The sequence below is a fragment of the Pseudomonas sp. 5.2 genome (assembly GCF_059025405.1).
Genome location: NZ_JBYBHH010000030.1, coordinates 1 through 13,047, shown reverse-complemented (window position 1 = coordinate 13,047; position 13,047 = coordinate 1). Strand labels below are relative to the sequence as shown.

9 protein-coding genes are annotated in these 13,047 nt (G+C 62.2%); 7 read left to right on the top strand and 2 right to left on the bottom strand.

Going from position 1 to position 13,047, the window contains the following annotated elements; translation table 11 throughout:
• Position 1: 1 nt before the first annotated feature.
• Positions 2 to 700, bottom strand: coding sequence for a bifunctional 2-polyprenyl-6-hydroxyphenol methylase/3-demethylubiquinol 3-O-methyltransferase UbiG (ubiG, locus tag AC5PZ0_RS27560; RefSeq protein ID WP_027595946.1), 699 nt, complete (start codon positions 698 to 700; stop codon positions 2 to 4).
• A gap of 110 nt (positions 701 to 810) precedes the next feature.
• Between ubiG and mtnA the strand changes: the two genes are divergently transcribed.
• The 7 genes from mtnA to rpsA all read left to right on the top strand — a co-directional run bounded on the left by mtnA (position 811) and on the right by rpsA (position 12,360).
• Positions 811 to 1,887, top strand: coding sequence for an S-methyl-5-thioribose-1-phosphate isomerase (mtnA, locus tag AC5PZ0_RS27555; protein ID WP_493856154.1), 1,077 nt, complete (start codon positions 811 to 813; stop codon positions 1,885 to 1,887).
• Between the two features lie 356 nt (positions 1,888 to 2,243).
• Positions 2,244 to 5,006, top strand: a complete 2,763-nt coding sequence (gyrA, locus tag AC5PZ0_RS27550) for a DNA gyrase subunit A (protein ID WP_027595948.1) — start codon at positions 2,244 to 2,246, stop codon at positions 5,004 to 5,006.
• A gap of 262 nt (positions 5,007 to 5,268) precedes the next feature.
• Complete coding sequence (gene serC, locus AC5PZ0_RS27545) at positions 5,269 to 6,354, top strand: 3-phosphoserine/phosphohydroxythreonine transaminase (protein WP_493856153.1); 1,086 nt, start codon at positions 5,269 to 5,271, stop codon at positions 6,352 to 6,354.
• The gene (gene pheA, locus AC5PZ0_RS27540) at positions 6,354 to 7,448 is read left to right on the top strand and encodes a prephenate dehydratase (protein ID WP_027595950.1); all 1,095 of its coding nucleotides are present in this window, start codon (positions 6,354 to 6,356) and stop codon (positions 7,446 to 7,448) included. The genes serC and pheA overlap by 1 nt, the downstream gene beginning before the upstream one ends.
• Before the next feature lie 188 nt (positions 7,449 to 7,636).
• Complete coding sequence (locus AC5PZ0_RS27535; protein ID WP_493856152.1) at positions 7,637 to 9,877, top strand: bifunctional prephenate dehydrogenase/3-phosphoshikimate 1-carboxyvinyltransferase; 2,241 nt, start codon at positions 7,637 to 7,639, stop codon at positions 9,875 to 9,877.
• Positions 9,874 to 10,560: a (d)CMP kinase gene (gene cmk, locus AC5PZ0_RS27530; RefSeq protein ID WP_027595952.1), complete on the top strand. Its 687-nt coding sequence runs from the start codon at positions 9,874 to 9,876 to the stop codon at positions 10,558 to 10,560. Before AC5PZ0_RS27535 ends, cmk begins: the two co-directional genes overlap by 4 nt.
• Before the next feature lie 123 nt (positions 10,561 to 10,683).
• The gene (rpsA, locus tag AC5PZ0_RS27525; RefSeq protein WP_003252673.1) at positions 10,684 to 12,360 is read left to right on the top strand and encodes a 30S ribosomal protein S1; all 1,677 of its coding nucleotides are present in this window, start codon (positions 10,684 to 10,686) and stop codon (positions 12,358 to 12,360) included.
• A gap of 147 nt (positions 12,361 to 12,507) precedes the next feature.
• On the opposite strand, the gene AC5PZ0_RS27520 is transcribed toward rpsA, so the two are convergent.
• Positions 12,508 to 12,963, bottom strand: coding sequence for an REP-associated tyrosine transposase (locus AC5PZ0_RS27520; RefSeq protein WP_493856160.1), 456 nt, complete (start codon positions 12,961 to 12,963; stop codon positions 12,508 to 12,510).
• Between the last annotated feature and the right edge of the window lie 84 nt (positions 12,964 to 13,047).

The window sequence follows — 13,047 nt, the reverse complement described above, 5'->3', positions numbered from 1 at the left end:
CTCATTCCTCGCGCAGGGTCTGGATCATGTAGTTGACGTCCACGTCGTTGCAAAGCTTGTAGTGCTTGGTCAACGGGTTGTAGGTCAGGCCGATGATGTCCTTGACTTCAAGGCCGGCAACACGGCTCCAGGCGCCCAGCTCGGACGGGCGGATGAACTTCTTGAAGTCGTGGGTGCCGCGCGGCAGCATCTTCAGGATGTACTCGGCGCCGACGATGGCCAGCAGGTAGGCCTTGGGGTTGCGATTGATGGTGGAGAAGAACACCTGGCCGCCAGGCTTGACCATGCGGTAGCAGGCGCGAATCACCGACGACGGGTCGGGGACGTGCTCGAGCATTTCCAGGCAGGTGACCACGTCGAACTGCCCAGGCATCTCTTCGGCCAGTGCTTCGGCGGTGATCTGCCGGTATTCAACCTCGACGCCGGACTCCAGTTGGTGCAACTGGGCCACCGCCAGCGGGGCCTCGCCCATGTCGATGCCGGTTACCGATGCGCCACGCAGGGCCATGGATTCGCTGAGAATGCCGCCGCCGCAGCCCACGTCCAGCACTTTCTTGCCAGCCAGGCCGACCCGCTCGTCGATCCAGTTGACGCGCAACGGGTTGATTTCATGCAGCGGCTTGAACTCGCTTTCACGGTCCCACCAGCGGTGGGCCAAGGCTTCGAACTTGGCAATTTCGGCGTGGTCGACGTTGCTCATTTAAGAGTCCTCTGAAACTTCGCTAAATTGGGCCGGAGTATACCCGAGCGCTCAAGGCCGAGGGTCGCTATAATCGCCGGCTTTTGACATCCGAACGACGGGGAGAGGCGATGCGCGAGCGACTTTTGGCGGCGGAGAAGGTGACCGCGATCCGCTGGGAAGGCGGCGTTCTGCATCTGCTCGACCAGCGCCAGCTGCCCGCGCAGGAGGTCTGGCTGGCCTGCGACAATGTCGCGCAGGTGGTGAACGCGATCCGTGACATGGCGGTGCGCGGTGCGTCGGCCATCGGCATTGCCGCGGCCTACGGCCTGGTCCTCGCCCTGGAAGAGCGCCTGGCCGAGGGCGGCGACTGGGAGCAGGACCTGGAAGAAGACTTCCTCAGCCTGGCCGAGGCGCGCCCCACCGCCGCTAACCTGTTCTGGGCGCTGAACCGCATGCGCGAGCGCCTGCAGCGCTTGCGCCCGGAAGAAGACGTGCTGGCCGCGCTGCATGCTGAGGCGGTAGCGATTCATGAAAGCGACCGTGAAGCCAACCTGACCATGGCCCAGTACGGCATTGAACTGATTCGCCGCCATCAGGGCAACGCCCAGACCCTGCTCACCTACGGCAATGCCGGCGCCCTGGCCAGTGGCGGTTTTGGCACCGCGCTGGGGGTGATTCGCGCGGGTTACCTGGAGGGCATGGTCGAGCGGGTGTATGCCGGCGAAACCCGCCCCTGGCTGCAAGGCTCGCGCCTGACCGCCTGGGAGTTGGCCAACGAGGGCATTCCGGTGACGTTGTGCGCCGATTCGGCCCTGGCCCACCTGATGAAGAGCAAGGGCATCACCTGGGTTGTGGTCGGTGCCGACTGCATCGCGGCCAATGGCGATGTGGCGAGCAAGATCGGCACCTACCAGCTCGCGGTCAGTGCCATGCACCACGGCGTGCGCTTCATGGTGGTGGCGCCGAGCACCAGCATCGACCTGAACCTGGCCACCGGCGAGGACATCCCGCTTGAAGAGCGCGATGCAGACGAGCTGCTGGATTACGCCGGCACCCGCGTGGCGCCGCAGGTGGAGGTGTTCAACCCTGTGTTCGACGTGACCCCGGCCGACCTGATCGACGTGATCGTGACCGAGAAGGGCATCGTCGAACGCCCGGATACCGCCAAGCTGGCTCAGTTGATGTGCCGCAAGCGTTTGCACTGAGGGGTGTGGCTGCACATTTCTCTGTAGGAGCAGCCTTGTGCTGCGAAGAGGCCAGTACCGGCGCCGGGTATTTCTACTGCTTGCATCGGCCTCTTCGCAGCGCAAGGCTGCTCCTACATGGACCTTGCACAACCTGTAGTGTCAGGGCCTGCCACATCTCCCCACCCGCACTGCCTTTGTGATAACATCCGGCAGTTTCCAAGACCGCCCATCACGGCGGCCAAATTTGCGCAGATCCATGGCACAACTCATTGATTTGTCGTAAGTCGTCGCAGCACTGCGCGTCGCGACGGCGAGCTTCGTTCGGCCCTTGATGGCGCTGCGAAGTTTCACCAGAAAAAGGAATCAGGCTTCTCATGGGCGAACTGGCCAAAGAAATCCTCCCGGTCAATATCGAAGACGAACTGAGACAGTCTTACCTCGACTACGCGATGAGCGTGATTGTCGGGCGAGCGCTGCCCGATGCGCGTGACGGCTTGAAGCCCGTGCATCGTCGCGTTCTCTTTGCGATGAGCGAACTGGGCAACGACTGGAACAAACCGTACAAGAAGTCCGCCCGTGTGGTCGGTGACGTGATCGGTAAGTACCACCCGCACGGCGACACTGCGGTCTACGACACCATCGTGCGTATGGCCCAGCCGTTCTCGCTGCGTTACCTGCTGGTCGACGGCCAGGGCAACTTCGGTTCGGTCGACGGCGACAACGCCGCGGCCATGCGATACACCGAAGTGCGCATGGCCAAGCTGGCGCACGAGCTGCTGGCCGACCTGCACAAAGAAACCGTCGACTGGGTGCCCAACTACGACGGCACTGAGCAGATCCCGGCAGTCATGCCGACCCGTATTCCCAACCTGCTGGTCAACGGTTCCAGCGGTATCGCCGTGGGCATGGCGACCAACATCCCGCCGCACAACCTCGGCGAGGTCATCGACGGCTGCCTGGCGCTGATCGACAACCCGGATGTCACCATCGATGAGCTGATGCAGTTCATCCCTGGCCCAGACTTCCCGACTGCCGGCATCATCAATGGCCGCCAGGGCATCATCGAGGCCTACCGCACCGGCCGTGGCCGCATCTACATGCGTGCCCGTTCCGAAGTCGAAGACATCGACAAGGTCGGTGGCCGCCAGCAGATCGTCGTCACCGAGCTGCCGTACCAGCTGAACAAGGCGCGTCTGATCGAGAAGATCGCCGAGCTGGTCAAAGAGAAGAAGATCGAAGGCATTACCGAGCTGCGTGACGAGTCCGACAAGGACGGCATGCGCATCGTCATCGAGCTGCGTCGCGGCGAGGTGCCGGAGGTGGTGCTCAACAACCTCTACCAGCAGACCCAGCTGCAGAGCGTGTTCGGCATCAACGTCGTGGCCCTGATCGACGGCCGCCCGCGTCTGCTCAACCTCAAGGACCTGCTCGAAGCGTTCGTCCGCCACCGCCGTGAAGTGGTGACGCGCCGTACCGTGTTCGAGCTGCGCAAGGCCCGTGAGCGTGGCCACATCCTTGAAGGCCAGGCGGTCGCGCTGTCCAACATCGACCCGGTCATCGCCCTGATCAAGGCCTCGCCGACGCCGTCGGAAGCCAAGGAAGCGTTGATTTCCACTGCCTGGGAATCCAGCGCCGTGCAGGTCATGGTCGAGCGCGCCGGCGCCGATTCCTGCCGCCCTGAAGACCTCCCGGAGCAGTTCGGCCTGCGCGAGGGCAAGTACTACCTGTCGCCGGAACAGGCCCAGGCGATTCTTGACCTGCGTCTGCACCGCCTGACCGGCCTGGAGCACGAGAAGCTGCTGGCCGAGTACCAGGAAATCCTCGAGCAGATCGGCGAACTGATCCGCATCCTCAGCAGCGCCGAGCGCCTGATGGAAGTGATCCGCGAAGAGCTCGAAGCCATCCGCGCCGAATACGGCGATGCGCGCCGCACCGAGATTCTCAACGCCAGCCACGACCTCAACTACGGCGACATGATCCCGGAAGAAGAGCGCGTGGTGACCATCTCCCACGGTGGCTATGCCAAGACCCAGCCACTGTCCGCCTACCAGGCCCAGCGCCGTGGCGGCAAGGGCAAGTCGGCGACCGGCGTGAAGGACGAGGACTACATCGAGCACCTGTTGGTCGCCAACAGCCACGCCACCCTGTTGCTGTTCTCCAGCAAGGGCAAGGTGTACTGGAAGAAGACCTACGAGATCCCTGAAGCGTCCCGCGCTGCCCGTGGCCGTCCGCTGGTCAACCTGCTGCCGCTGGAAGAGGGTGAGCGCATCACTGCGATGCTGCAGATCGACCTCGAGGCCCTGCAGCAAAGCGCCGACCTGGACGAAGAGCTGGACGAGGCCGATGACACCGTGCTCGAAGGTGAGCTGGTAGAGGCCGAGGAAGTCGACGAAGAAGACGGCGACACCCCGGAATGGTCTGCTGAGCCGACCGGTGCCTATATCTTCATGGCCACCGCTTCCGGTACCGTCAAGAAGACCCCGCTGGCCCAGTTTGCCCGCCCACGCACCAGCGGCCTGATCGCCCTGAAGCTGAAAGAAGGCGACACCTTGATTGCCGCGGCCATCACCGACGGTGCCAAGGAAGTCATGATGTTCTCCGACGCCGGCAAGGTGATCCGCTTCGCTGAGAGCGTGGTGCGCGAAATGGGCCGTACCGCCCGTGGTGTGCGCGGCATGAAGCTGGGCAAAGGGCAGCAGATCATTTCGATGCTGATCCCTGAGTCCGGTGCGCAGATCCTCACCGCGTCCGAGCGTGGCTACGGCAAGCGTACGCCGCTGTCCAAGTTCCCGCGTCGCGGCCGTGGTGGCCAGGGCGTGATCGCCATGGGTACCAAGGGGCGCAACGGTCTGTTGATCGGCGCTATCCAGGTTCAGGAAGGCGAAGAGATCATGCTCATCTCCGACCAGGGCACCTTGGTGCGCACACGGGTTGGCGAAGTGTCCAGCCTGAGCCGTAACACCCAGGGTGTGACGCTGATCAAGCTGGCGGCTGACGAAACGCTGGTGGGCCTGGAGCGGATTCAGGAGCCTTCCGAAGAAGAGCTCGACGAACTGGTCGAGGCGGATGCGCAAGGCGAAGCGCCGGAGGCTGTCGATGACGACAGCGCGGGCGCCGAAGAGGCACCGCAAGAGTAAGCAAGCGCAACAACCCGAGCGGGGCGACCAAGGTCGCCCCGTTTGACTGATTAGAGGCAGTCAATGGGGCCGCTATGCGGCCCATCGCCGGCAAGCCGGCTCCCACAAGTGAAGCGCATGTCGTGAGCCTTTCGACATGCCTGTGGGAGCTGGCTTGCCGGCGATGGGCTGCACAGCAGCCCCATTACAGCCAGCCTGTCCCCGTAGGGGGTACGGGCCTGCAAGTTACGATTTGTTCTATTTTGGCAGAGCGAGAGTGGATGTGAGCAAACGAGCCTTTAACTTCTGCGCAGGCCCTGCTGCGCTTCCTGACGCTGTCCTGCAGCGCGCCCAGGCCGAAATGCTGGACTGGCGCGGCAAGGGCTTGTCGGTGATGGAAATGAGCCATCGCAGCGACGATTACGTCGCCATCGCCGAGAAGGCCGAGCAGGACCTGCGTGACCTGCTGTCCGTCCCCTCGAACTACAAGGTCCTGTTCCTGCAGGGCGGTGCCAGCCAGCAGTTCGCCGAGATCCCGCTGAACCTGCTGCCGGAAAACGGTACTGCCGACTACGTCGAAACCGGTATCTGGTCGAAGAAGGCCATCGAGGAAGGGCGCCGTTTCGGCAACATCAATGTCGCCGCCAGCGCCAAGCCTTACGACTACCTCGCCATCCCAGGCCAGAACGACTGGAACCTGACCAAGAACGCTGCCTATGTCCACTATGCGTCCAACGAGACCATCGGTGGCCTGCAGTTCGACTGGGTGCCAGAGACCGGTGACGTTCCGCTGGTGGTCGACATGTCGTCCGATATCCTCTCTCGCCCGATCGACGTCTCGCAATACGGCCTGATCTACGCCGGCGCGCAGAAAAACATCGGCCCGAGCGGCCTGGTGGTGGTGATCGTGCGCGAAGACCTGCTGGGCCACGCCCGCAGCAGCTGCCCGACCATGCTCGACTACAAGGTGTCAGCCGACAACGGCTCGATGTACAACACCCCGGCCACCTATTCCTGGTACCTCTCGGGCCTGGTGTTCGAGTGGCTCAAGGAGCAGGGTGGCGTCGAGGCCATGGAGCAGCGCAACCGCGCCAAAAAAGACCGCCTGTACGGCTTCATCGACGCCAGCGACTTCTACACCAACCCGATCAGCGTCAACGCCCGTTCGTGGATGAACGTGCCGTTCCGCCTGGCCGACGAGCGCCTGGACAAGGCCTTCCTGGCCGGCGCCGACGCCCGTGGCCTGCTCAACCTCAAGGGCCATCGCTCGGTCGGCGGCATGCGTGCCTCGATCTACAACGCCCTGGGCCTGGAAGCGGTTGAAGCGCTGGTTGGCTACCTGGCTGAATTCGAGAAGGAGCACGGCTGATGTCCGAACACGAGCTCAAGGCGCTGCGCGTGCGCATCGACAGCCTCGACGAGAAGATCCTCGAGCTGATCAGCGAGCGCGCCCGTTGCGCCCAGGAAGTGGCGCGGGTCAAGACCGCCTCGCTCGCCGAAGGTGAAAAGCCGGTGTTCTACCGCCCCGAGCGTGAGGCTGCGGTACTGAAGCGGGTCATGGAGCGCAACAAGGGGCCGCTGGGCAACGAAGAGATGGCGCGGCTGTTCCGCGAAATCATGTCGTCCTGCCTGGCCCTGGAAGAGCCGCTGAAAATCGCCTACCTGGGCCCTGAAGGTACCTTCACCCAGGCAGCGGCGATGAAGCACTTCGGCCATGCCGTGATCAGCCGCCCGATGGCGGCCATCGACGAAGTGTTCCGCGAAGTGGCGGCCGGTGCCGTCAACTTCGGCGTGGTGCCGGTGGAAAACTCCACCGAGGGCGCGGTCAGCCACACCCTGGACAGCTTCCTTGAGCACGACATGGTGATTTGCGGTGAAGTCGAGCTGCGCATCCACCACCACCTGCTGGTGGGCGAGAGCACCAAGACCGACAGCATCACCCGCATCTACTCCCACGCCCAGTCGCTGGCCCAGTGCCGCAAGTGGCTGGACGCGCACTACCCGAACGTGGAGCGCGTGGCAGTTTCGAGCAACGCCGAAGCGGCCAAGCGGGTCAAGGGTGAGTGGAATTCGGCAGCGATCGCCGGTGATATGGCGGCGAACCTGTACGGCCTGACCCGTCTGGCTGAAAAGATCGAAGACCGTCCAGACAACTCGACGCGCTTCCTGATGATCGGTAACCAGGAAGTACCGCCGACCGGCGACGACAAGACCTCGATCATCGTCTCGATGAGCAACAAGCCGGGGGCCTTGCACGAGCTGCTGGTGCCGTTCCACGAGAACGGTATCGACCTGACCCGCATCGAGACCCGCCCGTCGCGCAGCGGCAAGTGGACGTACGTGTTCTTCATCGACTTCGTCGGCCACCACCGCGACCCGTTGATCAAGGCAGTGCTGGAAGCGATCAGCCAAGAGGCTGTGGGGCTGAAGGTGCTGGGGTCTTATCCGAAGGCGGTGCTGTAAATGAGCTTGTCGGGGCCGCTTTGCAGCCCATCGCAGCGGTTCAGCGCCCCGACAAGCCAGCTCCTACAAGGATCGGCGCTGTACCTGTAGGAGCTGGCTTGTCGGGGCGCCGAACCGCTGCGATGGGGCGCGAAGCGGCCCCCTGCGGTCTCACAGACTGTCTTGATTTCTGAACAGGGTTCGCACTCGTGGTAAATGCAGTAACAATCAAACCCGCACCGCTCATCGGTCGCCTTGTCGTCGTAGGCCTGGGCCTGATCGGCGGCTCCTTCGCCAAGGGCTTGCGCGAAAGCGGCCTGTGCCGCGAAGTGGTCGGCGTCGACCTGGATGCCCCCTCGCGCAAGCAGGCCGTGGCCCTGGGTGTGGTCGACCGCTGTGAAGAAGACCTCGCCGCCGCCTGTGTCGGTGCCGATGTCATCCAGCTGGCTGTGCCGATCCTGGCCATGGAAAAGCTGCTGGCACGACTGGCACAGCTCGACCTGGGCGATGCCGTGATCACCGATGTCGGCAGCGCCAAGGGCAATGTGGTGCGCGCCGCCCGTGAAGTCCTGGGTGAGCGCCTGTCGCGCTTTGTCCCCGGCCACCCGATTGCCGGTTCCGAGCAGAGCGGGGTAGAGGCCTCCAACGCCGCCCTGTTCCGTCGCCACAAGGTCATCCTCACGCCGCTGCCGGACACCGACCCCGCCGCCCTGGCCACGGTCGACCGCCTGTGGCGCGCATTGGATGCCGATGTCGAGCACATGCCGGTCGAGCGCCATGACGAAGTCCTGGCCGCCACCAGCCATCTGCCGCACTTGCTGGCCTTCGGCCTGGTCGATTCGCTGGCCAAGCGCAATGAAAACCTCGAGATCTTCCGGTACGCTGCGGGAGGCTTCCGCGATTTCACGAGAATCGCCGGCAGCGACCCGACCATGTGGCACGACATCTTTCTCGCCAACCGCGAAGCCGTCCTGCGCACGCTTGATACATATCGCAGCGATCTCGACGCCTTGCGCGACGCGATCGATGCAGGGGACGGGCACCAGCTGCTGGGTGTATTCACCCGCGCACGCGTTGCCCGCGAGCATTTCAGTAAAATCCTGGCCCGCCGGGCCTATGTGGACGCTATGAACGCCAACGATCTGATTTTCCTGGCCCAACCGGGTGGCCGCCTGACCGGGCGAATCCGCGTACCGGGCGACAAGTCGATTTCTCACCGCTCGATCATGCTCGGCTCGCTGGCCGAAGGCACGACCGAGGTCGAAGGGTTCCTCGAAGGTGAGGATGCGCTGGCGACCTTGCAAGCCTTCCGTGACATGGGGGTGGTCATCGAAGGCCCGAACCAGGGTCGCGTAACCATCCATGGGGTCGGCCTGCACGGCCTCAAGCCGCCACCTGGGCCGATCTACGTGGGCAACTCCGGCACCTCGATGCGCCTGCTCTCTGGCTTGTTGGCCGGTCAGCCGTTCGACGTGACCATGACCGGTGATGCCTCGCTGTCCAAGCGCCCGATGAACCGTGTGGCCAACCCGCTGCGCGAAATGGGCGCAGTGGTCGAGACTGGCCCTGAAGGCCGTCCGCCACTGACCATCCGTGGTGGCAGCAAGCTCAAGGCGCTGACCTACACGCTGCCGATGGCCAGTGCCCAGGTCAAATCGTGCCTGCTGCTCGCCGGTCTGTATGCCGAAGGCAAGACCACTGTCACCGAACCTGCACCGACCCGTGACCACACCGAGCGCATGCTGCGCGGCTTTGGTTACGCAGTCGAGTCCAATGGCCCGGTGGCTTCGCTGCAGTCTGGCGGCAAGCTGACGGCTACCCGCATCGAAGTGCCTGCCGATATTTCGTCGGCGGCGTTCTTCCTGGTGGCAGCCTCGATCGCTCAAGGCTCGGAGCTGGTGCTCGAGCATGTCGGCATCAACCCGACCCGTACCGGCGTGATCGACATTCTGCGCCTGATGGGCGGCGACATCACCCTGGAAAACCAGCGTGAAGTGGGTGGCGAGCCGGTGGCCGACCTGCGTGTGCGCGGTGCTCAGCTCAAGGGTATCGACATCCCTGAGAACCTGGTGCCGCTGGCCATCGACGAGTTCCCGGTGCTGTTCGTTGCCGCCGCCTGTGCAGAAGGGCGCACCGTGCTGCGTGGCGCCGAAGAGCTGCGGGTCAAGGAATCCGACCGCATCCAGGTCATGGCCGATGGCCTGATCAGCCTGGGCGTGAAGTGCGAACCGACCCCGGACGGCATCATCATCGACGGCGGCCCGATCGGCGGCGGCGAAGTGCACGGCCACGGTGACCACCGTATCGCCATGGCCTTCAGCGTTGCCTCGCTGCGTGCCACTGCGCCGATTCGCATCCATGATTGCGCTAACGTCGCCACCTCGTTCCCCAACTTCCTGGCGCTGTGTGCCGAAGTCGGTATCCGCGTGGCTGAAGAGGGCAAGTCGTGAATTCGCAAGCAACAGTCATCACCATCGACGGGCCAAGCGGCTCGGGCAAGGGCACGGTCGCCGGTCTGCTGGCTCGCGAGCTGGGCTGGCGCCTGCTGGACTCCGGCGCGCTGTACCGTTTGCTGGCGTTCAATGCCAACAATCACGGCGTCGACCTGACCAACGAAGAGCTGCTCAAGCAGCTTGCCGCCCATCTGGATGTGCAGTTCATCGCGGCCGAGCCCGGTAAGCTGCAACAGATCATCCTCGAGGGTGAGGACGTCAGCAGTGTCATCCGCACCGAAACCGTCGGCGCAGGTGCCTCGATGGTAGCCTCGCTGCCTGCCGTGCGGGACGCGTTGCTGTTGCGTCAGCGTGCATTCCGCGAGGCTCCGGGCTTGATCGCCGATGGTCGCGACATGGGTACCGTGGTGTTCCCGGACGCGCCCTTGAAGATTTTCCTGACCGCCAGCGCGGAGGAACGGGCACGTCGTCGTTACCTGCAGTTGAAGGGCAAAGGCGAAGATGTTAGTCTGTCGAGTCTGCTGGATGAGATTCGTGCACGTGATGAGCGTGACACACAACGTGCAGTGGCCCCGCTGAAACCAGCGGCCGATGCCATTCAGTTGGACTCTACCGAGTTGTCCATCGAGCAGGTGTTGCAACGTATCAGGAGTGAGATCGCGCTTCGCGACCTTCACTGATAGCCAGGAGAGCAGGCAGGTGCACCAGTCAACGTCCTGTCGGCTTTCCTTTAAATAACGAAACCCACATTGTCTGGAATGTGGCGATGGGCGTCTGTTTCGCCCGAATCTACAGGAATTAAAATGAGCGAAAGCTTTGCAGAACTCTTTGAAGAAAGCCTGAAAACCCTCAATCTTCAGCCGGGTGCGATCATCACCGGTATCGTTGTCGACATCGACGGCGACTGGGTTACCGTACACGCTGGCCTGAAGTCCGAGGGCGTCATCCCGCTCGAGCAGTTCTACAACGAAGCTGGCGAGCTGACCATCAAGGTCGGTGACGAAGTTCACGTTGCGCTGGACGCGGTCGAAGACGGCTTTGGCGAAACCAAACTGTCCCGTGAAAAAGCCAAGCGCGCCGAGTGCTGGATTGTTCTGGAAGCAGCTTTCGCCGCCGAAGAAGTGGTCAAGGGCGTTATCAACGGTAAGGTTAAGGGCGGCTTCACTGTCGACGTTAACGGCATCCGTGCGTTCCTGCCGGGCTCCCTGGTTGATGTCCGCCCAGTGCGCGACACCACCCACCTGGAAGGCAAAGAGCTGGAATTCAAGGTCATCAAGCTCGACCAGAAGCGCAACAACGTTGTCGTTTCCCGTCGCAGCGTGCTGGAAGCCGAGAACTCCGCCGAGCGCGAAGCCCTGCTGGAAACCCTGCAGGAAGGCCAGCAAGTCAAAGGTATCGTCAAGAACCTCACCGACTACGGCGCATTCGTGGACCTGGGCGGTATCGACGGCCTGCTGCACATCACCGACATGGCCTGGAAGCGCATCAAGCATCCTTCCGAAATCGTTAACGTTGGCGACGAAGTCGACGTTCGCGTTCTGAAGTTCGACCGTGAGCGCAACCGCGTTTCGCTGGGTCTGAAGCAGATGGGCGAAGATCCGTGGGTTGCTATCACTGCCCGCTACCCAGAAGGTACTCGCGTACAAGCTCGCGTTACCAACCTGACCGACTACGGCTGCTTCGCTGAGCTGGAAGAAGGCGTTGAAGGTCTGGTACACGTTTCCGAAATGGACTGGACCAACAAGAACATCCACCCGTCGAAAGTCGTTCAGGTTGGCGACGAAGTGGAAGTTATGGTTCTGGACATCGACGAAGAGCGTCGTCGTATCTCTCTGGGCATCAAGCAGTGCAAGTCCAACCCATGGGAAGACTTCTCCGGCCAGTTCAACAAGGGTGACAAGATCACCGGTACCATCAAGTCGATCACCGACTTCGGTATCTTCATTGGTCTGGACGGCGGCATCGACGGCCTGGTTCACCTGTCCGACATCTCCTGGAACGAAACCGGCGAAGAAGCCGTACGTCGTTTCAAGAAGGGCGACGAGCTGGAAACCGTCATCCTGTCGGTCGACCCAGAGCGCGAGCGCATCTCCCTGGGCATCAAGCAGCTGGAAGACGATCCGTTCTCCAACTTCGTTGCTGTCAATGACAAGGGCGCTATCGTCAAGGGCATCGTGAAAGAAGTTGACGCCAAAGGCGCCATCGTCACCCTGGCCGACGACATCGAAGCCACTCTGAAAGCTTCCGAAATCAGCCGTGACCGCGTTGAAGACGCGCGTAACGTTCTGAAGGAAGGCGAAGAGATCGAAGCTAAGATCATCAGCGTTGACCGTAAGTCCCGCGTTATCAGCCTGTCGATCAAATCGAAAGACGACGCTGAAGAGCGCGAAGCTATCCAGAGCCTGAAAAACGCTCCGGAAGCTGCTGCCGACACCACCATGGCTGCGCTGCTGCGCGAAGCAATGGCCAAACAGAACTAAGTTCTGTTGGATCGGTAAGAAAAAGGGCGACCCTCGGGTCGCCCTTTTTTTATCTGTGATTTTTGTGGTGGTGCCTAAATCGAGCGGTCCGAAACAAACGTAGGAGCGAGCGTTGCTCGCGATGCGCCGCGCGGGCGGTGATCGATCTCAAACCCACACTGCATCCCAGTGCGGATAATCGCCAATCCTGGCGACCAATCCCGCCCTGACCGGATTGGCTATGATGTATCGGGCAGCCCTCAGAGCATCTTCATCTTGCCGCAAAGCCCGGTCGTGATAACCCGCCTGCCAGACCGGTGAAACCTTTATCCCTGCCTTGCGCAGTGCATGACTGGATCGGCACTTTACGCGTTGCATGAGTGCACTAAGCGTCACTTCCCCTAATTCAAGCAACCAATGCACATGGTCAGGCATCACAACCCAGGCTAATGACCGGCAGTGGTTTTTTTCTTCGGCATGGCGAAGGTTCTGGATAATCATGCGCGCTAAATGAAAGTCCTGAAACAGTGGCCGACGTTGGTGTGTGGCTGTGGTCAACATATAAAGCCTGCCTGGCTCAGAGTATCTTGCGCGGCGAAGCATGCAGCCATGAGGTTTGGGCATCGTGTTCTTCCGTGAACTATGGTGTGTCCAATCAGCGTAGTTGCCGACCTGTGGGGCTGGGCGATGGAAGATTGTCAGCATGTA